We start from the raw sequence: 20,996 nt of genomic DNA, 5'->3' as shown, positions 1-20,996 counted from the left end.
ATCGGCGCTGTCGATTTCGCCGGATGCTGGCTAATGGGCAACTCCATCGCGCCGGACGACTTTCAGGGCCGTCAGGACGATGATCTTAAGGTCGAAAAGAAAGGAGCGCCGGCGCAGGTAATCCTCGTCCAGTGCCACTTTCTCCGGGATCGGCAGTTCGTCGCGGCCGTTGACCTGCGCCCAGCCGGTCAAGCCGGGCAGCAGCACGTCGACGCCGCGCTCCGTGCGCAGGGCGACAAGGTCGTGCTGGTTGAAGAGCGCCGGGCGCGGGCCGACGATGCTCATCTCGCCCGTCAGGATGCACCAGAGCTGCGGCAGCTCATCGAGGCTAGATTTGCGCAGGAAGGAGCCGATCGGCGTCAGATAGATCTTGGGATCTTTCAGGAGATGGGTCGCGACGGCGGGCGTATCGGTGCGCATACTGCGGAATTTCGGCATGCGGAAGATCCGGTTTTTCCGGCCGACCCGATCCGACCAATAGAGGATCGGGCCAGGCGAGGTCAGGCGCACGGCAATGGCGACGATCAGGATCGGAATGAAAAAGACGATGGTCGCTGCAAGAGCGGCGAGAAAATCGAAAATGCGCTTGGCGATCGTATAAAGCATCGTCTCTTGCTGTTGCATCGTCGCCGGTTCGGGGCGATGAAGGTCGTCATTGCCTTGTGCATCTCATATCGCGAATTTAAGCACAACCTTCCCCCCGCAAGATTCCCCGCTCTTGTTCCGGGCTGATATCCCGTGCAAAGCATTTCTGCGGTAGTAGCGACGTGAAAGAGCGGAGGCGGTGCAGGCATGATCCTGGTGACGGGCGCGACGGGTTTTGTTGGGCAGGCCTTGTGTGCCGAGCTTTCCCGCCGGCAGATCGATTATCGACCGGCGAGCCGCACATCCCGGCCCGGCTTCGTTGCCATCGGGCAGATCGACGGCGCCACGGATTGGTCGGCGGCGCTTGCCGGCGTTGATACCGTCATGCATCTCGCGGCCCGCGTCCATGTGATGAACGAGAGTGCCGCCGATCCGCTGGCCGCATTTCGCGTCGTCAATGTCGACGCAACGGCCAATCTGGCGCGGCAGGCCGCCGACGCCGGCGTCAAGCGCTTCATCTTCCTGAGCTCGATCAAGGTCAATGGCGAGGAGACTGCGGCGGGAAAACCGCTCAAGGCTTCGGATGCGCCGCATCCGGAAGATGCCTATGGCCTCTCGAAGCTGGAGGCGGAGGAGGCTTTGCTTGCCATCGGCGCGGAAACCGCCATGGAAGTCGTCATCATCCGGCCGCCGCTCGTCTATGGTCCCGGCGTGAAGGCAAATTTCGCAAGTCTGATGAGATGGGCGAGCAGGCCGTTTCCCTGGCCGTTCGGTGCGATTCGAAACCGCAGGTCTCTCGTCTTCGTCGGCAATCTCGTCGACTTCATGCTGCTTTGCGTCTGCCATTCGGCCGTCGGCAATCGCGTGTTCCTCATCAGCGATGGCGAGGATCTTTCCATCGGCCAGTTGATCGAAAGACTTTCCGTGGCCGCGGGGCGCAAGGCCTGGATGCTGCCGGTGCCGCCGGCGCTGCTGGAGGGGCTTGCAGCCTGTCTCGGCCGCAGGGCCGCCGCGCAGCGGCTGCTTGGTTCGCTGCAGGTCGATATCGGCGAGACGAGAGCGGTCACCGGCTGGTCGCCGCCCCATTCGGTCGAAGAGGGGCTGGCGGCAACGGTCGCCGGCGCCGGAGCGAAGTCTCGCTGAACTGGCCTATCAACCTTACAGGCTCCAGACCGAGTGCCCTTCCAGTAGAGGATTGGTCCGATCGAGCGCCGCCTTCACATCGACGACCACGCCGTTTTCGCTCAAGAGATCGAGGATCGTGGCCGCACCTTCCGCCAGGTATGACTTGTGGGGAACGGCAAGCACGAGGGCATCAAGCTTGCCGAAATCCTTCAGCTCCATCAGGCGTATGCCATATTCCTCTTCGGCTTCCGAATGGCTCGCCATCGGGTCGTGCACCAGCGGCTCCAGGCCGAATTGGTGCAGTTCCCGGATGATGTCCGGCACGCGGCTGTTGCGCAGGTCGGGCACGTTTTCCTTGAAGGTCAGGCCGAAAATGCCGATCCGGGCGCCGTTAATCGGCTTCTTCGCCGAGACCAGCATCTTGATGAGCTTCTGGGCGATGAAGGCGCCCATGCCGTCATTGATGCGGCGGCCCGACAGGATGACCTCCGGATGATAGCCGAGCTCTTCCGCCTTGGCTGTGAGATAATAGGGATCGACGCCGATGCAGTGGCCGCCCACCAGTCCGGGGGTGAAGGGCAGGAAATTCCATTTCGTGCGCGCCGCCTTCAGGACATCGGCCGTGCGGATGTCCATCTTCTCGAAAATGATCGAAAGCTCGTTCATCAGCGCGATGTTGACGTCGCGCTGGGTGTTTTCGATCACCTTGGCGGCCTCGGCCACCTTGATGCTGGGGGCGCGATGGATACCGGCCTCGACCACCGCGCCATAGACGGCGGCGATCCTCTCCAGCGTTTCGGCATCGTCGCCGGCGACGACCTTCACGATGCGTTCGAACGTGTGTTCCTTGTCGCCGGGGTTGATGCGCTCCGGCGAATAGCCGACATGAAAGTCCTTGCCCTGGCGCAGGCCGGAAAGCTCCGTCAGCACCGGGCCGCAGACCTCTTCGGTGACGCCGGGATAAACGGTCGATTCGTAGACGACGACCGAACCTTCACGCAAAATCTTGCCGATCGTGCGCGAGGCCGAGATCATCGGCCTGAGATCCGGCTGACGATTCTGGTCAATCGGCGTCGGCACGGCGACGATGAAGAAATTGCGATCCTGCAGGTCTTCAATGTCGCTGCTGATGCGCAGGCCGCTGGCCTTCAGCCGCTCGGGCGAGACTTCGCGGGTATCGTCCTCGCCTGCCTTCAGCGCGGCGACGCGGGAGGCCTTGATGTCGAAACCGACCACATCATGGAATTTTTCGGCGAGCGCAATCGCGACGGGCAGGCCCACATAACCGAGGCCAATGACGGCAATTTTTTCGTTCAACACAACATACCTCGAACACTCCCCCTGAATTAGCCCAAATCCGAACCGGATGTCAGCGCCTAATATTTGCCTTCAGGATCATTTCAGGTGCGGGTCGCATGAATGTGATGACCGGTCAGACGCTTTGCAATGGCCTGGAAGTGCAGTCTTGTCGCATGCTGCGCCTCGGCTTTGGCGGAGATGCATAGGATGCCTATCGAAACTTTCTGGTTCCAAACCTATTTATTAGGGTGAGACCTATTTTCTCGGAAAGCGTGGTTCGCAATGCGAAACAGCTATCTCAAACATCTACGCACCCAGCGCGAAGAGCTTGAAGCCAAGCTTGAGCTGCATATAGCGCGCTATTGTTTCGGCGAAGGCGAGGTGGACGACGGTACCGAAGTGGAGCTCCGGCAACGTATCGCGGAAATCTCCGACGAGATTGCCGCCCTCGAGGCCGAGCGCGGAGAGTAAGATTTGCACGCGGCTTCGTTTCGAGCCGATCCGGCTTTAACACTTCCAAAATAGCAAACCCGGTGATGCAGCCGCTGGCACCGATGTGGCCGCCGTGGCAGGTATGAACCAATCGACATTTCGAGGCAAAAATATCGTTGTCGCCGCCCGCCCATTGCGATCACGACCGCTGACACAATGTTCTCGGAAGCATTAGGCCCGATCATCACTCTACCGTCATGCGAGATCCTTGCTTTCTGAATTGGTCATGCGTGCGTCGGCTCGGAACGCTTCCATGCCAATCTTATGTAGCTGGCGATATCGCTCAGTATCTGACGGGATCCGGCTTGCCTCGATCAGTGCGCCGAGCAGGAATGCGCGATCGGCTTTTCTCAAACCAGCCTTGAAGATCAATCCGCCGAAGATGATCTTTTCGCGCCTTTCGCGCTTGCGATCGTTCGCCATGTCGCGCTGCCGCTTTCGTTCGAGAAGCATAATCCGCTGATCTAGCCGCCTAAGCGGATTCGCCGGTCGTCCTTTTTCGCTATTGCGAAATCGCGCTGTGATCTCGGCGAGGACGTCATTGAGCTCGGCGGCGGAAATGTCCAGTTCGGCGAGACCGGCCCGCCATGCCGCGCTAGCGAAGTGTTCATTTGCCGCGGCGACCACGCTCTGGCGTTTCTCCCTGAGCAGCTCGATCTGCGTGTCGATGTCGGAAACCGTGGTTCTTGCACGCATGTCTGTCGTTTCTTCGTCAGGGCCGAGCCTGATGGCATCTTTTATACTGATTTAAATACGGTAGTCAAATCGGGTGAAATAATATAGGAAAGTGGAACTCGTCCTTGAAAATTGGTCTCTTTCAAGGCCTTCTTGCCAGATATTCCGATGTCTGTGCGGTATCGACGTGCCAGAAAGGATAGAGTCAAATTTGGCTATTATGTTTTTGAGAGCGAAATTGATCAGCCGCGGAGCGGGACAGAGCATCGTCTCGGCTGCTGCCTATCGCCATCGTACCAAGATGATGGATGAGCAGGTGGGGACTAAGTTCTGCTACTCCGCAGGGGCGGACGAACTCATCCATGAGGAACTCGCTCTGCCTGACGATACGCCGGCATGGTTGCGAACTGTAATCGACGGACGATCGGTTGCCGGCGCCAGCGAAGCGCTTTGGAATGCCGTCGATCGTTTCGAGACCCAGTGTAATGCACAGTTGGCCCGCGAGATCATCCTTGCGCTTCCAAACGAGCTCAGCAGGAAGGAGAATATCGCCCTGGTGCGCGACTTCGTTCGCGAAAACCTGGTGTCGCGCGGAATGGTGGTCGACTGGGTCTATCACGACAAGAAGGGCAATCCGCACGTCCACGTTATGACCACGCTTCGTCCACTGACAGCGGAAGGATTTGGGCTGAAGCACGTCGCTATCGTCGACGACAGCGGTGAGCCGTTGCGCCTCAAAACCCCCGACAGGCCGAAAGGAGCAATCATTTACCGTCCGTGGGCAGGCAACAAGGCAACGATGGAGGAGTGGAGGCTTGCCTGGGCTCAAACAGTAACGCACCATCTAACACTTGCCGGTCACGATATCCGCATAGACGGCCGCTCCTACGAGGAGCAGGGGTTGCGGGGAATGGGGCAGCGCCATCTCGGTCCTATCCGCACGGCGCTTCTACGCAAAGGTGCCGATGTCTACTTCGCCCCTGCAGCATTGGCGCAGCGTTACGAGGCTGCGGATCGCCTCGCTGCCGACCCCGGTCTATTGCTTAGGCAACTCAGCAACGAGCGCTCGACTTTCGATGAGGCCGAGATCGCCCGCGCCCTGCACCGCCATGTTGATGATCCAATCGTCTTTGCCAATATCCGCGCGAAACTGATGGCATCGGATGATTTGGTAATGCTGCGGCCGCAACAGGTGAGTGCGGAAACTGGTGGGGTCGAGCTGCCGGCAGTCTTCACGACGCGCGCGACGATCAGAACCGAATTCCACATGGCGCGGTCGGCATTCAATCTCTCGAACATCGGTGGTTTCGCGGTATCGTCATCCCAAGTTGACGCTGCGATAGTTGAAGTTGAGGCAGCGCCAAACAAGGTCATTCGCCTCGACGCTGAGCAGGTCGATGCGATTCGACATATCACGGCCGATAGCGGCATTGCCGCAGTCGTCGGTATTGCGGGCGCTGGCAAATCGACATTGCTGAGTGTGGCACGTATTGCCTGGGAAAGAGAAGGCAGGCGCGTCTTCGGAGCAGCGCTCGCCGGCAAGGCGGCGGTGGCACTGAATGGTAGTTCCGGGATCCGTTCGCGAACGATTGCCGCCTGGGTGCTAGCCTGGGAAAACGATTATGACCTGTTGCAGAAGGGCGACGTGTTGGTACTAGACGAAGCTGGCATGGTATCGTCGGAACAGATGGCGCGTCTTCTCAAACGCGTCGAGGATGCTGGCGCGAAAGCCGTTCTTGTCGGCGACGCGATGCAACTTCAGCCGATCCAGGCGGGAGCTTCCTTCCGTGCCATCGTCGAGCGCATCGGCTTTGCCGAATTGGTCGGCGTTCGCCGCCAGAGACACGAATGGGCGCGAGAGGCGTCTGGTCTGTTTGCCCGTGGAAATGTTGAGGAAGCCTTGAGTGTCTATAGCGACCATGGCCATCTCCTCGAAAGCGACACGCGCAATGATGCGGTTCAACGCATCGTCTCCGACTGGGCCAACGCTCGCCTTGATGCCGTTGCCAAGGCGGAGGTCGAGGGTCGTAAGTTGCATGGCGACGAGTTGATGGTTCTCGCCCACACCAATAGCGATGTGAGACGCCTCAACGACGCGATCCGTGCGGTTATGTTACACCAGGATGCACTTGGGGAGGGTAGGTCGTTTCGCACCGAGCGCGGCAGACGTGAGTTCTCCGAGGGAGACCGGATCATCTTCCTGGAAAATGCGCGGTTCGTCGAACCCAAGGCCCCTCACCTAGCTGTCCAGCATGTCAAGAACGGCATGTTTGGAACGGTGATATCGACAGCGGATCGAGGTGGGGAACCATTTCTTTTCGTTCGGTTGGACAGTGGTCGGGATGTCATGTTCGCCGAAGACACTTATCGCAATGTTGATCATGGCTACGCCGCAACGATTCACAAGACGCAAGGATCGACCTTCGACCGCGCTTTCGTCCTTGCAACGGGCATGATGGACCGACACCTGACATATGTTGCCATGACGCGTCATCGCGAGCGTGTCGATCTTTATGCGGCAAGGGAAGATTTTCAGCCAAGGTTCGAATGGGGCAAGCCAGTGCGCGTCGAACATGCCGCTGGCATCACCGGCGAGCTTGTTGAAACTGGGCTTGCGAAGTTTCGCAAGCGGCACGACGCCGGTCCTTCCCCTTACGTTGACGTCAAAACGAGTGATGGAACCACGCATCGCCTTTGGGGCGTCAATCTGCCCAAGGCGCTTGAGGAGGCCGGCGCGGGGGTCGGCGATACAGCGACCCTGCGCAAGGATGGAACTGAAAAAGTCACCGTTAAAGTGCCTGTCGTTGATGAGGAAACGGGCGCGAGGCACTTTGAGGATCGCGTTATCGAACGCAATATTTGGACGGCATATTCAATTGATAAGGCCAAGGATCGGATCGAGCAGCTTGCCGCCGAACATCATCGACCGGCGCTCTTTGCGCAACTAGTCGAACGCCTGTCGCGCTCCGGCGAAAAGACGACAACGCTCGATTTCGAAAACGCGGCGTCTTATCGATCCGTGGTTTTCGACTTCGCACGGCGGCGCGGCATCGACACTATCGCGGAGTATGGTCACGCCGTCGAGGCACAGGTTGAGCGTCTATCCAATTGGCTCGCCATACAACGTGATCATGTAGCGCGGCTCCGGCAACGGTCGAACGTGCCCTTCGGAATCGCGATCGAAACTTTGGGGCGAAATACTGCTATTCACGAAACACACGACAAAGACGCGTTGCCCGCTCCGGTCGCGGATGCTTCCGATTTATTACCCGCAGTGAAATCCCTTATCCGATCGATTGCGGAAGATGCGCGTCTCGCCCAACTCGCGTCTCCACAATGGAAGGAACGAGAAGCGCTGCTGCGTCCGCTGCTTGAGCGAATCTATCGTGAGCCAGATAGAGCGCTTTCCCGTCTGAACGAACAATCATCGAACCTCTCGCTGGATCCAGGCATCATGGCGGACCGGTTGTCACGCTCTCCGCAAAGCCTAGGTGCGTTGCGGGGCAGCAACACGCTGATCGACGGTCGCGATGATCAAGCTACGAGGGCTGACGCCTTGGCCAAGGTATCCGAATTGGCAGTTCTTGCACGGGCGCACGCAACTGAGTTTCGCAAGCAGGCGGATCAGTTCGACGGTCGCGAACGAAAGCGTCGGTTGTTCATGGAGGTCACGGTGCCAGGCCTTTCCAACAGAGCAAGAGGGCGACTCGCTGAGGTGGAAGCAATCCGACAGCAGGGTGGGCACGAGGCATACCACACAGCATTTCGCATCACCGCGGAGGATCGTTTCGTTGTTCAGGAGATCAAGGCGGTGAGTGAAGCCTTGAGCCGCCGATTCGGACGAGATGCCTTTACGGAAAAGACTGATCAATTCGCAGAGCGCGATATTGCGATGGGCATGCCGGAAGCGATTGACAAGGGGAAGCGGACCGAGTTGATCGCAATATTTACTGCTGTCAAACGCTTTGCCGCCGAGCAGCAGCTCGCTGAGCAACGGGATAGTTTCAGGATCGTTGCCGCGGCCACCTCCGATGACCTCAACACCACACATGCGATGTTGCCGGCGGTCACGAAATTCAAGGCAAGCCTCGATGAGGAGGCGCGGATGCGCGTGATCGAGACTGAGCATTACAAACAGGTAAGAGCAGCACTCGCTACGACTGGGGCCGTGATCTGGCGCGACCCAGCAGCCGCAGTGGCGATGATCGAAGATCTGGTGCGCAAGCAGATCGACCCTGAGCGTATTTCACGTGCCGTTGCCACAGAGCCAACTGCCTATGGCCCTATGCGCGGTAGTGGCAGGACGATGGATAGGCTGCTCGCTGGTGGCCGCGAACGCAGGAAAGCGCTGCAGGCGGTTAACGCAGTTAGTGCTGATATTCACTTTCTTGGTCGATATTACTTGAGCGCTTTTGAGACCGAAAAATCGGCGGTCATGATCGAGCGGGAACGGATGGCAATACCTATTCCACCGTTGACGAGAATTGCCCGGGCCGAGCTGCGGCGCATCACGTCCGAGACGGAGAAGAACCCGCGTGAGTTGGCACAACTCGTTCGGTCGTTGTCACAGGACGTCCGGCAAGAATTTGCTCTTGTCAGCAAGGCACTTGATGCCCGCTTCGGGCCGGGTGCTATTGCGCGCAACGAGACTGGTGTTGCCAACATGGTCTCAAAGTCTCAGCAATCGGCCTTCAAAGCCATCCTTGGGCAATTGCGCACGGTCCAGCGTGCCGTCGCCACCGACAGGGCAGAAGAGATTATTGCCGAGCGCCAACGTCGGATCGGCCGTGCCCGCGGTGTTAATCGCTGAGAATGTTCGGAGAGGTCAAAGGGAAACGACAGGTTCATATTCGGATCTGGCGATCGAGCTAGGTCAACGGGCGATGAGTTTCATCATCGGTCGCCAGCGTTATCTTGATTGCCGGAGGGCCACTGTTCGCGCAATATCATCATTTCCCGCCTGTAAGTCAGTAAAATCAGGGTGAAGACGCGGGAGTTCAGGTAGGGGCAATGACGTGGTTGTCGGTTCGAATCTCCGATGGGATCTCAAGGCGATGATTTGACGGTGTAGGTCAAAATAGATTTGTTAAACAACATGCTAGCGGCAGGAAAGTATGTGGACACGCCTTTGCCGCCAATGAGATTAACTGAGTCTAGTGCTGATCATCATCAGCGACAGCGCGTAGTCTTACACCAAGTCCACCTTGAATCATTTCACCTTCATTTTGAAAAATGACCCCTGCGGCCTCGAAGGTCAGCTTCAGGAGCCGAAGATTGCTTTCGCGCATCTCGCCACCTTTCTCAAATGCACGTATCGAAACCGCGCTTATAGCGGTTTGCTTAGCGAGGTCGTTCTGAGTCCAGTTCAACAGCGCTCTGGCAGCGCGGCATTGAGGTGGTTTGAGCATAAACTTTCTTTTTTCGAAAGTTGGATATTGAAAACAAAAGTTAACTATGGTATTGATCTATAACTTATCTTTCGCGAGGCACGGTGGCAACAAACGGCACGTGCATCGACGGCAGTCTATGGAACTACGCCCGCTCTCCGACTTTGCGGCCACCCCCCCAAATGCCGGCCTTCGGTAGTCCAACGGCAACGAAGATATGGGTTGTCCGGTCGGCAATGAGTAATACGGAGAAATCCATCGATGCATGATCGAGTGACGAAAGCATTGGCCGGACATCCGCAACGACAATCCGTCCGGGGTATGGGTGTTATTCCAGACACCCCCTCGATCCACCCAATCGACCGTCATGTCGGCCAGCAGCTTCGGATCATCCGGATCCATTCCAACCTGTCGCAGACCGAACTCGGCCATAAGGTGGACCTGAGCTATCAGCAGATCCAGAAATACGAGAGCGGCAAGAACCGCATGAGCGCCTCGGTGCTCTACGAGATCGCCAACTGCCTGAACGTTCCAATCTCCCGCTTCTATGACGGCCTGCCCCAAGTTGGATCAGAACTAGTGAATGGTGGCTTGCCTGAGATCGACGAGCGGATCGCTTACCTGGCAACAAGCGAAGGCCGCCGCTTCGTCGAGGAGATCCTGCGGCTTCCACCGAAACTCAGAACCCGAACCTTTGCCCTGATCCAGGTCCTGACCGGCGATGACGACGATATGGCGGGGCAGGGGGCATCTGAGGATGCGGAAGCAACCGATCAAACCGAAGGAGAAGAGCATGAGCACTGACTATACCATTGTCGACGGCTGGGAATCCCTGAGCGATGCCGAAGCAATCAAGGCAGCAATCGACCGGCATGGCAAGGACGGCACCACGTCGGTTGCCTGGTGCACGCTTGAGGCCTGGTTCGATCGCGGGCCTGAGTACCGGTTCTGGATGGATCTGTTTCTCAAGCGGATAAAGCAAGAGCATGTCGGTTGGGCTTAGGCCCGGAGCTTTTTTGGCAAACGAGGATGGGCTACCCATGGCGTGCTTCTGGCGTTGGTTCAACGGTCTTCTGGATCGAAAACGAATACGAAAGCAGATGACCGACGACAAGATCACTCGAACCATTCAACCCGCAGAATATGCGATCAGTATGAATTAGCGTCGACGTGTGACCTAGGTCAGTTTTTGGATAAGGAACTGACAACATTAAATGCATCAACATTTTTTGCAGGATACCAATCAGCGCCGACCAGGAACCATCCAAAATTATCATTCGCGAGAGATTGAAAGGGATGACAGTTTGGTGCTGCATTGCACCCTAAGTCATTTTCCAACCTTGCAACTCGTCTAGAGATCTCTAACTCTACGCCTCGGATCAAGCACGATCCTGTGTGCTTGGGCAGTACATCGTTGAGAAGGGATGGCTATGGCAGGGGAAACGGTTCTTGTGGTCGGAGGCGCCGGCTATATCGGTTCGCACACATGTCTGGATCTGGCGAACAAGGGTTTTCAGCCCGTCGTCTACGACAATTTCTCCAATGGTCATCGCGAATTCGTCAAATGGGGTCCGGCCGAGGAAGGCGATATTCGCGACCGGGCGCGCCTCGATGAAGTCCTCGCCAAGCACAAGCCTGCCGCCATCCTGCATTTCGCCGCGCTGATTGAAGTCGGCGAGTCCGTCAAGGACCCCGTCTCTTTCTATGAGAACAATGTCATTGGCACGCTGACGCTGCTTTCGGCGGCACAGGCGGCGGGCGTGAAAGCCTTCGTCTTTTCGTCGACCTGCGCGACCTATGGCCTGCCGCAGAGCGTGCCGCTCGACGAGAGCCACCAGCAGGTGCCGATCAACCCCTACGGCCGCACGAAATACATCGTCGAGCAGGCGCTTGCCGATTACGACCAGTACAAGGGGCTGCGCTCCGTGGTGCTGCGCTATTTCAACGCTGCCGGCGCCGATTTCGAGGGACGCATCGGCGAGTGGCATACGCCGGAAACCCATGCGATCCCGCTCGCCATCGATGCCGCCCTCGGTCGTCGTCAGGGCTTCAAGGTCTTCGGCAGCGACTACGACACGCGCGACGGTACCTGTGTGCGCGATTACATCCATGTGCTCGACCTCGCCGACGCCCATGTGCGTGCCGTGGAATATCTTCTGCGTGGCGGCGATTCCGTCGCGCTCAATCTCGGCACCGGCACAGGGACGACGGTGAAGGAGCTGCTCGGCACGATCGAGACCGTCTCCAACCGGCCGTTCCCGGTCGAATATGTCGGCCGTCGCGAGGGCGATTCGACGACGCTTGTCGCCAACAACGACAAGGCGCGCGATATTCTTGGCTGGTCGCCGCAATACGACCTGACCGAGATCATTCAATCCGCATGGAACTGGCATGCCAAATCCAACCAGCACTGAGCCCTCTTACGCGGCCGGCGTTGGGGGCAAGCGCCCGAACGTCCTGCTGATTTCGGCCGACCAGTGGCGGGGGGACTGCCTCTCCGCCGTCGGACACGAGTGTGTGAAGACGCCGAATGTCGATGCGCTGGCAAGAGAAGGCGTGCTCTTCCGCCGGCATTATGCCGGTGCCGCACCCTGTTCGCCGGCGCGGGCGACGCTCTATACCGGCCTGTACCAGATGAACCACCGCGTTTGCCGCAATGGTTCGCCGCTCGATGCCCGTTTCGACAATGTCGCGCTCGCGGCGCGGCGGGCCGGTTACGATCCGACGCTGTTCGGCTATACGGACACGGCTCCCGATCCGCGCAGCAGAGACCCGCACGATCCGCATCTGACGACCTATGAGGGCGTGTTGCCGGGCTTTACGCCGCGGCAGCTCCTGCCCGAACACGAGAAGCAGTGGCTCTCCTGGCTGCGCTCGCGCGGTCATGCCGGTGCCGTCAGCCGCGACATCCATATTCCCGTCGGTGCCGAGCCCGGCGAGATCTCCAACAATGCGCCCGCCTATTCCAAGGACGAGACGCAGACGGCCTTTCTGGCGGGCGAATTCATCCGCTGGCTCGGAGAGCAGGACGCGCCCTGGTTCGCGCATGTTTCCTTCCTGCGGCCGCATCCGCCTTTCTCGGTGCCGGAACCCTATAACCGCATGTTCTCGGCCGCCGACGGCCCGGCCTTTGCGCGCGCTGCCGATCGCGAGACGGAAATGGCATCGCATCCGCTGATCGCCTTCGGCCTGCCGCTGATCGGCAAGGGCGGCTTCATGTATGGCGGCAAAGGCTCCATCAACGAGTGGACCTCGGAGGATTTTTCGGCGATCCGCGCCATCTACTACGGCATGATTGCCGAAGTCGACGTGCAGCTCGGTCGAATCTGGCAGGCATTGAAGGATGCAGGCGCCTGGGACGATACGGTCATCGTCTTCACGTCGGATCATGCCGAGATGATGGGCGATCACTGGATGCTCGGCAAGGGCGGCTTCTTCGACGGCAGCTATCATGTCCCGCTCGTTGTTCGCGATCCTCGCCAGCCTGCCACGTATGGCCGGCAGGTGGAGCATTTCACCAGCGCGGCGGATATTTTCCCGAGCCTGTGCCACCGGCTGGGTGTCGCGCCGGCAAACCATGTCGACGGCGAAAGCCTGCTGCCGTTCCTCTCCGGCTTCGAACCGGCGAACTGGCGCGATGCCGCCTTCTGGGAGTTCGATTTCCGCGATATCGCCGAGGCCATTCCCGAACGGCATTTCGGCTTGCGCTCCAATGCCTGCAATCTGGCCGTCGTACGCGACCAGCGCTTCAAATATGTCCATTGCGCCGGTCTTCCGCCGCTGCTCTTTGATCTCGCCAAGGACCCGGCGGAGCTTTCGAACGTTGCCGAGGACGGTGCCTATATGGCGACCAGGCTGGCCTATGCCGAAAAGCTTCTCTCGCTTCGGGCAGAGCATCTGGACCAGACGCTTGCCTATACGGAGCTGACGGAAAAAGGGCCGGTTTCGCGCCGGCCCTGAGTGACTTCTGTCATTTGTTTTTACGCAATTCCGGACGGAAAACCGCTGCGCACTTTTCCTGATATTGCTCCTTAGCTGAACGATCCGAGATAGGTCAGCTTGCCGACTGCCAGCCCGCGGCTGCGCAGGATGTCGTGCGCCGTGGTGACGTGGAAGAAGAAGTTCGGCAGCGCGAATTTCGCCAGATAGTCCTCGCCCAAGAAGACGATCTTGTTGCCGCCCGGCGAGACAGTCACCTCCCGCGTGTCGCTGCCCTCCATCGCGGCCGGTGTGATCGTCGCCAGGAAATCCTGTGTCTTCGTCAGGCGGTCGCGTAGATCCGCGACCGTCGTCTCGTTGTCATCGAAGCGCGGCGCATCGATGCCGGCCAGCCGGGCGATGGTCAGCTTCGCCGTATCGGAGGCGCGCTGATACTGACCGGAAAGCGGCAGCATGTCATCGATCAGGCGGGCGGAAACGAGCTCGTCCGGCGCCGTGCCGGTCTCGGCGGCATGGGCTTCGATCTTGTCGAGATAGGCCGACAGGTTTTGCAGGCCGCGTTGAAAGATGGGGACCGAGAAACTGTACATCGAGGGCATGGTGTTCTCCGTTGCTGGCCGCGGCGCGGCCGGTTGGTCGTCTGTATTCTATTCCGTTCCAGTGCCGATGGAATGACCGTTCCATCGCATCGGGTGCCCGTATGTAGGTTCGACCGTCGATTCTTGCAGCGGCAGAGACGAGAAAACTCGTCTTTGCCGGTTCCGGGGCGTGGCCAGAATTTGGTGTTGACCTTTGCATTGAAAAATGGAATGAATATTCCGCATAATGAATTTTACGGTTTGTTTGTTCCGTTTTCAAAATAACCGTCATGGGAGTGACGGTCGAATTGAATAAAGGCCCCGCGGTCGAGACTGGGGGTTCCGGTATTTAGGAGGGGTGCGGCCGGGCACCATATCTGGGAGGAAAACATGAAGAAATTTATCCTTGGCTCTGCGATGGCCCTTTTGCTGTCGACCGCTGCCCACGCCCAAACCATCGGCGTTTCGATGGCTCTCTTCGACGATAACTTTCTGACCGTTCTGCGCAACGGCATGCAGGACTACGCCAAGGACAAGGGCGTGACGCTGCAGGTCGAGGACGCCCAGAACGATATTGCCAAGCAGCAGAGCCAGATCCAGAACTTCATCGCCAGCAAGGTCGATGCCATCATCGTGAATCCGGTCGATACCGACGCGACGGCTGCCATTTCCAAGCTCGCCGCCGATGCCAAGATCCCGCTCGTCTACGTCAACCGCGAGCCGGCAAACGTCGACAGCCTCCCGGACAATCAGGCCTTCGTCGCCTCCAACGAGCAGGAATCCGGCACGCTGGAAGCCAAGGAAGTGTGCCGGCTGCTGGGTGGCAAGGGCAAGGCCGTCATCATGATGGGCGAACTCTCCAACCAGGCTGCCCGCATGCGCACCAAGGACGTCCATGACGTCGTGGCGACCGACGAGTGCAAGGGCATCCAGATCGTTCAGGAACAGACCGCCAACTGGCAGCGTACACAGGGCGCCGACCTGATGAGCAACTGGCTCTCCAGCGGTGTCGAATTCGATGCCGTCATCTCCAACAACGACGAAATGGCGATCGGCGCCATCCAGGCACTGAAGGCTTCCGGCAAGTCGCTGGACAAGATCGTCGTTGCCGGTGTTGACGCGACGCAGGATGCGCTTGCCGCCATGCAGGCCGGCGACCTGAAGGTCACCGTGTTCCAGGATGCCGCCGGCCAGGGCAAGGGCGCAGTCGACGCAGCGCTCAAGCTCGCCAAGGGCGATAAGATCGAGAAGAAGGTCTATATTCCCTTCCAGCTCGTCACGCCGGCCAACGTCAAGGACTTCGTCAAGAAGAACTGATGACGAGAGTGATCGACGGGTGCGGGCTCTGCCCGCATCCTTTGAAATCCGATCTGCCCGGGAGGGAAAAATGGTTGTGAGCCCATCCACCATGGCGGCGGTGCGCGCCAGCGGCGCTGTCCCCAACGCCGCCTATCTGCTGAGCGCGGAAGGCATCCGCAAGGAATTTCCCGGCGTGCTGGCGCTTGACGATGTTTCCTTTCATCTGAAGCGGGGCACCGTGCATGCGCTGATGGGCGAAAACGGCGCGGGCAAGTCGACCCTGATGAAGATCCTTGCCGGCATCTACATTCCCGATCAGGGCGAAGTGCGCCTCAAGGGCGTCGAAATCAGGCTGAAATCGCCTCTCGACGCGCTGGAAAACGGTATCGCGATGATCCATCAGGAACTGAACCTGATGCCCTTCATGACGGTTTCGGAGAATATCTGGATACGGCGCGAGCCGAAGAACCGCTTCGGCTTCGTCGACCACGCCGAGATGAGCCGCAAGACCGAAGAACTCTTTCAGCGCCTGAACATTTCCATCGATCCCGAAATCCAGGTGCGCGAGCTTTCCGTCGCGAACCGGCAGATGGTCGAAATCGCCAAGGCGGTCTCCTATAATTCCGACGTGCTGATCATGGACGAGCCGACTTCGGCTTTGACCGAGCGCGAGGTGACGCATCTGTTCGAGATCATCCGAGGGCTGCGCGCCGAGGGCATCGGTATCGTCTACATCACCCATAAGATGAACGAGCTGTTCGAGATCGCCGACGAGTTCTCGGTGTTCCGCGACGGCAAGTATATCGGCACGCATGCGTCGACCGACGTTACCCGCGACGACATCATCCGCATGATGGTCGGCCGCGAGATCACGCAGATGTTTCCGAAGGAGGAGGTGCCGATCGGCGAGACCGTCCTTTCGGTCAAGGATCTCAGCCTGGATGGCGTCTTCTCCAATGTTTCCTTTGAGGTACGGGCCGGCGAAATTCTCGGTGTTGCCGGGCTGGTCGGTTCCGGTCGGTCCAATGTCGCCGAGACCATCTTCGGCGTCACGCCACCCTCTTCCGGCACGATCGAGCTTTTCGGCAAGAAGACGGAGATCGCCTCGCCGGCGGCCGCGATCCGCCACGGCATGGCTTTCCTGACGGAAGACCGCAAGGACACGGGCTGTCTTCTCATCCTCAGCGTGCTTGAAAACATGCAGGTGGCCGTGCTGCACGACAAGTTCGTGCGCGGCGGCTTCGTCCAGGAAGGCTCGATCGAACAGGCCTGCGAGGAAATGGCGAGGAAATTGCGCGTCAAGACGCCCAACCTCGACGAACGCATCGAAAATCTCTCCGGCGGCAATCAGCAGAAGGCGCTGATCGGCCGGTGGATGCTCACCAATCCCCGCATCCTGATCCTGGACGAGCCGACGCGCGGCATCGATGTCGGCGCCAAGGCGGAAATCCATCGTCTCGTCACCGAAATGGCGCGCAACGGTGTCGCCGTCATCATGATCTCGTCGGAAATGCCCGAGGTGCTCGGCATGAGCGACCGGATCATGGTGATGCATGAGGGACGGGTGACCGGGTTCCTGGATCGCGCGGACGCAACTCAAGTGAAGGTGATGGAGCTGGCCGCGCAGTGACGCCGCCAACCATCGCAAGGGAGGATTGAACCATGGTTAGCAAAGTTGCAGAGACGGCAGTGCAGCCGCTGACGCGTCCGAGACGCCGGCGCGTGCCGCCCGAACTCGGCATCTTCCTGGTGCTGATCGGCATCGCGCTCCTCTGCGAGATCCTCGGCTGGATCTTCGTCGGCCAGAGCTTCCTGCTCAATCTGCAGCGCCTGAAGATCATGATCCTGCAGGTTTCCGTCATCGGCATCATCTCGGTCGGCGTGACGCAGGTCATCATAACAGGCGGCATCGACCTGTCGTCCGGCTCCGTCGTCGGTCTGACGGCGATGGTGGCCGCGAGCTTCGCCCAGTCGTCGACATGGGCGCGAGCCGTCTATCCGGCGCTGACCGACATGCCCTTCTTCATTCCGATCGGTATTGGTCTGTTGATCGGCCTCGCCGCCGGTTATATCAACGGCCAGCTGATTACCAAGACGAAGATCCCGCCTTTCATCGCGACGCTCGGGATGATGGTCTCGGCCCGTGGCCTGTCGAAGCTCTACACCAAGGGCCAGCCGATCTCCGGCCTCACCGACCAGTTCAATTTCATCGGCTCGGGGATCTGGCCCGTCGTCGTCTTCCTCATCATCGCGATCGCCTTTCATATCGTGCTGCGCTACACGCGCTACGGCAAGTTCACCTATGCGATCGGCGCCAATGTGCAGGCGGCCCGCGTGTCGGGCATCAATGTCGAGGCGCATCTGGTCAAGGTCTATGCAATCGCGGGGCTTCTGGCCGGTCTTGCCGGCATCATCACCGCCGCCCGCGTCCAGACGGCACAGGCCGGCATGGGCGTGACTTATGAACTGGACGCCATCGCAGCCGCTGTTATCGGCGGCACTTCGCTCACCGGCGGCGTCGGGCGCATTGCCGGGACGGTCATCGGCACGATCATCCTCGGCGTGATGATTTCCGGCTTCACCTTCCTCAACGTCGATGCCTATTACCAGGAAATCGCCAAGGGCGTCATCATCGTCGCCGCCGTCGCCATCGACGTCTACCGCCAGAAGAAGCGGGCCAAGCGCTGAAACGCCTGAACATCGTCAGCGGTCCTGAGGCGGGGTTTTTACCCCGCCTTTTCCATTCGACGATGCCATTCCATGCAAATGCAAATTTTTTTCATTTGGGTATGGCGAATCCTGTCAGCTTTTCTATTCTGGCCGCTTTCCATTCGCTCCCCCCTGAGCGCTTCATCCAGGATAGACGATGCAATCCGTATTCGATGGTCACAATGACGTTCTCTTGAGGCTCTGGCATCACGCCCGTGACGGCGCCGATCCGATCGCCGAATTCAAGGACGGGACATCGAGCGGCCATATCGATGCACCGCGTGCCCGGGCGGGCGGCCTCGCCGGCGGTCTCTGCGCCATCTACATCCCCTCCGGGGATCTCGTCTTTGCCGAGCCCGACGGCAACGGCCATTATGCCACGCCGCTGGCCGTTCCGCTGGAGCGCGCGCCTTCCCTCGATATCGCGCTGGACATGGCGGCGATTGCGCTGCGGCTCGACCGCGCCGGCGCCTGGAAGCTCTGCCGCTCCACCGCTGATATCCGCGATTGCATGGAGAAGGGCATTTTCGCCGCCGTCATGCATATGGAAGGCTGCGAAGCGATCGACGCCGACCTCGTCGCACTCGAAACCTTTTACGCCGCGGGCCTGCGCTCGCTCGGCCCCGTATGGAGCCGCAACAATGTCTTCGCCCATGGCGTGCCTTTCGCCTATCCGAGCTCTCCCGATACCGGACCGGGCCTCACGGATGCGGGCTTCGTGCTGGTACGCGAATGCAATCGGCTCGGCATCCTCGTCGATCTCGCTCACATCACCGAGAAGGGGTTCTGGGATGTGGCCAAGATCTCGGATCAGCCGCTGGTCGCCAGCCACTCCAATGCGCATGCGCTGACACCGGTCGCGCGCAACCTCACGGACAAGCAGCTCGACGCCATCAAGGAAAGCCGCGGCATCGTCGGCCTCAATTATGCGACGGCCATGCTGCGTGACGATGCGCGTTCGGACGCCAATACGCCGATCGAGGCCATGCTGCGCCATGTCGATTATCTTGTGGGACGTGTCGGTATCGATTGCGTCGGTCTCGGATCGGACTTCGACGGCGCCACGATTCCGGCTGAGATCAGCGACGCGGCAGGCAATCAAAACCTGATTGCCGCTCTTCGGAACGTTGGCTATGCTGACGCAGATCTAGCAAAGCTGTGCAGGGAGAACTGGCTTCGCGTCCTGGCGTCCGCTTGGAAGGAAGGCAGCCGGTAGAGTGCGTCCTGATATTGCGTAGAGTTTAAAAAGGGGAATGAAAACAATGATGCTTACCAAGATAAACCGCAGTTTTCGCCTATTGTCCGCCGGCGCAGCTCTCTCGCTTCTGCTGACGGCGGCGCCGAGCGCGTATGCCGCGACGCCCAGGGACACGCTGGTCGAGGGCTTTGCCTTCGACGATATTCTGAGCATGGACCCGGCAGAAGCCTATGAGCTGTCGGCAGCCGAAATCACCGGCAACACGTACAGCTTGCTCGTTCGCCTCGACATCAACGACACGTCCAAGATCAAAAACGATATTGCCGAGAGCTGGTCCGTCTCCGACGATCACCTCACCTATACGTTCAAGCTGAAGCCCGGCCTGAAATTCGCCTCCGGCAATCCGATCACCGCCGAAGACGTTGCCTGGTCATTCGAGCGCGTCGTCAAGCTCGACAAGAGCCCGGCCTTCATCCTCACCCAGTTCGGCCTCAACGGCGACAACGTGACGGAAAAGGCCAAGGCGACAGATCCGAACACGTTCGTCTTTACCGTCGACAAGCCCTATGCGCCGAGCTTCGTTTTGAACTGCCTGACGGCGACCGTCGCCGAAGTGGTCGACAAGAAGTTGGTCCTGCAGCATGTGAAGCCGGCGACGCCGACCGCCGACTACAAGTATGACAACGACTTCGGCAATAGCTGGCTGAAGACCGGCTTTGCCGGTTCCGGCCCGTTCAAGCTGCGCGAATGGCGCGCCAACGAAGCCGTCGTGCTGGAGCGCAACGACAATTACTATGGCGAAAAAGCCAAGCTGAACCGCGTCATCTATCGCTTCATGAAGGAAAGCTCGGCACAGCGCCTGGCGCTTGAGAACGGCGACATCGACATCGCGCGCAACCTTTCGCCGACCGACCTTGAGGCCATCGAGAAGAACCCCCAGCTCGCTTCGACAAACGCGCCGAAGGGCACGATCTACTATATGAGCCTCAACCAGAAGAATCCCAATCTGGCGAAGCCGGAAGTGCAGCAGGCGTTCAAGTATCTGGTCGACTACGACGCCATCGGCAAGACGCTGATCAAGGGCATCGGCGAGATACACCAGACCTTCGAACCGAAGGGCATGCTCGGCTCGCTGGATGAAAATCCGTTCAAGCTCGATGTCGCCAAGGCCAAGGAGCTGCTCGCCAAGGCAGGGCTGCCTGATGGCTTCTCCGTCACGATGGACGTGCGCAGCGTCGAGCCCGATACGGGCGTTGCGACCGCGATCCAGCAGACGCTCGGCCAGGCCGGCATCAAGGTGGAGCTCATCCCAGGCGACGGCAAGCAGAAGCTGACCAAGTATCGCGCCCGCGGTCACGATATCTATTACGGCAACTGGGGCCCGGATTATTGGGACCCCCATTCCAACGCCGATACCTTCACGACGAACGACGACAATTCCGATACCAGCACCAACAAGACGCTCGTCTGGCGCAACACCTGGACCTCTCCCGAGCTGGAGAAGCAAGCCAAGGCTGCCCTCTTCGAGGGCGACGCGACCAAGCGTGGGGCGATGTATCAGGATATCCAGAAGAAGTTCCTTGAAGCCAGCCCCTTCGTCATCCTCTATCAGCAGACGGAAGTTGCCGGCTATCGCAAGGACGTTGTGGATTTCAAGCTCGGTCCCAGCTTCGACAACAACTTCGTCTGGCCGGTCTCGAAGCGATAGTC

The 20,996-nt window shown here is 59.3% G+C and carries 17 protein-coding genes; 12 read left to right on the top strand and 5 right to left on the bottom strand.

Annotation, left to right across the window (positions count from 1 at the left end; translation table 11 throughout):
* Positions 1–30: 30 nt before the first annotated feature.
* A complete protein-coding gene (locus ACIQWP_RS20040; RefSeq protein ID WP_402790973.1) occupies positions 31–606 on the bottom strand; it encodes a sugar transferase in 576 nt (191 codons plus the stop codon).
* 186 nt (positions 607–792) lie between these two features.
* On the opposite strand from ACIQWP_RS20040, the gene ACIQWP_RS20035 reads away from it, so the two are divergent.
* A complete protein-coding gene (locus tag ACIQWP_RS20035; RefSeq protein WP_402790970.1) occupies positions 793–1,728 on the top strand; it encodes a UDP-glucose 4-epimerase family protein in 936 nt (311 codons plus the stop codon).
* 15 nt (positions 1,729–1,743) lie between these two features.
* Here the strand turns inward: ACIQWP_RS20035 and ACIQWP_RS20030 are convergent, their stop codons facing one another.
* Positions 1,744–3,030, bottom strand: a complete 1,287-nt coding sequence (locus ACIQWP_RS20030; RefSeq protein ID WP_402790967.1) for a nucleotide sugar dehydrogenase — start codon at positions 3,028–3,030, stop codon at positions 1,744–1,746.
* 261 nt (positions 3,031–3,291) lie between these two features.
* On the opposite strand from ACIQWP_RS20030, the gene ACIQWP_RS20025 reads away from it, so the two are divergent.
* Positions 3,292–3,480: a hypothetical protein gene (locus ACIQWP_RS20025; protein WP_402790964.1), complete on the top strand. Its 189-nt coding sequence runs from the start codon at positions 3,292–3,294 to the stop codon at positions 3,478–3,480.
* A gap of 216 nt (positions 3,481–3,696) precedes the next feature.
* Here ACIQWP_RS20025 and ACIQWP_RS20020 read toward each other — a convergent pair whose 3' ends face one another.
* Entirely contained in the window at positions 3,697–4,197 is a 501-nt protein-coding gene (locus ACIQWP_RS20020) for a TraC family protein (RefSeq protein WP_402790961.1), read from the bottom strand.
* A 190-nt stretch (positions 4,198–4,387) separates the two neighbouring features.
* Here ACIQWP_RS20020 and traA point away from each other — a divergent pair, with 190 nt between their 5' ends.
* Positions 4,388–8,986, top strand: a complete 4,599-nt coding sequence (traA, locus tag ACIQWP_RS20015) for a Ti-type conjugative transfer relaxase TraA (RefSeq protein WP_402790958.1) — start codon at positions 4,388–4,390, stop codon at positions 8,984–8,986.
* Positions 8,987–9,329: 343 nt separating this feature from the next.
* Here the strand turns inward: traA and ACIQWP_RS20010 are convergent, their stop codons facing one another.
* A complete protein-coding gene (locus ACIQWP_RS20010) occupies positions 9,330–9,584 on the bottom strand; it encodes a transcriptional regulator (RefSeq protein ID WP_402790956.1) in 255 nt (84 codons plus the stop codon).
* Positions 9,585–9,824: 240 nt separating this feature from the next.
* Here ACIQWP_RS20010 and ACIQWP_RS20005 point away from each other — a divergent pair, with 240 nt between their 5' ends.
* The 4 genes from ACIQWP_RS20005 (at position 9,825) to ACIQWP_RS19990 (ending at position 13,523) form a co-directional block, all read left to right on the top strand.
* On the top strand, positions 9,825–10,367 hold the full coding sequence (locus ACIQWP_RS20005; protein WP_402790954.1) for a helix-turn-helix domain-containing protein: 543 nt from the start codon (positions 9,825–9,827) through the stop codon (positions 10,365–10,367).
* A complete protein-coding gene (locus ACIQWP_RS20000; protein WP_402790951.1) occupies positions 10,357–10,566 on the top strand; it encodes a hypothetical protein in 210 nt (69 codons plus the stop codon). The genes ACIQWP_RS20005 and ACIQWP_RS20000 overlap by 11 nt, the downstream gene beginning before the upstream one ends.
* Positions 10,567–10,993: 427 nt before the next feature.
* On the top strand, positions 10,994–11,977 hold the full coding sequence (gene galE, locus ACIQWP_RS19995; RefSeq protein ID WP_402790948.1) for a UDP-glucose 4-epimerase GalE: 984 nt from the start codon (positions 10,994–10,996) through the stop codon (positions 11,975–11,977).
* Positions 11,955–13,523, top strand: a complete 1,569-nt coding sequence (locus ACIQWP_RS19990) for an alkaline phosphatase family protein (protein ID WP_402790945.1) — start codon at positions 11,955–11,957, stop codon at positions 13,521–13,523. Before galE ends, ACIQWP_RS19990 begins: the two co-directional genes overlap by 23 nt.
* 71 nt (positions 13,524–13,594) lie before the next feature.
* Here the strand turns inward: ACIQWP_RS19990 and ACIQWP_RS19985 are convergent, their stop codons facing one another.
* Complete coding sequence (locus ACIQWP_RS19985; protein ID WP_402790942.1) at positions 13,595–14,101, bottom strand: DUF1993 family protein; 507 nt, start codon at positions 14,099–14,101, stop codon at positions 13,595–13,597.
* A 369-nt stretch (positions 14,102–14,470) separates the two neighbouring features.
* Here ACIQWP_RS19985 and ACIQWP_RS19980 point away from each other — a divergent pair, with 369 nt between their 5' ends.
* The 5 genes from ACIQWP_RS19980 to ACIQWP_RS19960 all read left to right on the top strand — a co-directional run bounded on the left by ACIQWP_RS19980 (position 14,471) and on the right by ACIQWP_RS19960 (position 20,994).
* Positions 14,471–15,397 carry a sugar ABC transporter substrate-binding protein gene (locus ACIQWP_RS19980; protein WP_402790939.1) on the top strand — a complete coding sequence of 309 codons (927 nt, stop codon included), beginning with the start codon at positions 14,471–14,473 and terminating at the stop codon, positions 15,395–15,397.
* A 70-nt stretch (positions 15,398–15,467) separates the two neighbouring features.
* The gene (locus ACIQWP_RS19975; RefSeq protein WP_402790936.1) at positions 15,468–17,009 is read left to right on the top strand and encodes a sugar ABC transporter ATP-binding protein; all 1,542 of its coding nucleotides are present in this window, start codon (positions 15,468–15,470) and stop codon (positions 17,007–17,009) included.
* A gap of 32 nt (positions 17,010–17,041) precedes the next feature.
* Positions 17,042–18,067, top strand: a complete 1,026-nt coding sequence (locus ACIQWP_RS19970; RefSeq protein ID WP_402790933.1) for an ABC transporter permease — start codon at positions 17,042–17,044, stop codon at positions 18,065–18,067.
* A 178-nt stretch (positions 18,068–18,245) separates the two neighbouring features.
* Positions 18,246–19,304 (top strand): dipeptidase, encoded by a 1,059-nt coding sequence (locus ACIQWP_RS19965; RefSeq protein ID WP_402790931.1) that lies wholly within the window; start codon positions 18,246–18,248, stop codon positions 19,302–19,304.
* A gap of 46 nt (positions 19,305–19,350) precedes the next feature.
* Positions 19,351–20,994 (top strand): ABC transporter substrate-binding protein, encoded by a 1,644-nt coding sequence (locus ACIQWP_RS19960; protein WP_402790928.1) that lies wholly within the window; start codon positions 19,351–19,353, stop codon positions 20,992–20,994.
* The last annotated feature ends 2 nt before the right edge of the window (positions 20,995–20,996 follow it).

This window comes from Rhizobium sp. NPDC090279, from assembly GCF_044769665.1.
Taxonomy (GTDB): domain Bacteria; phylum Pseudomonadota; class Alphaproteobacteria; order Rhizobiales; family Rhizobiaceae; genus Rhizobium.
The sequence above is the reverse complement of the archived record's forward strand: the minus strand, read 5'-3'. Positions and strand labels throughout refer to the sequence as shown.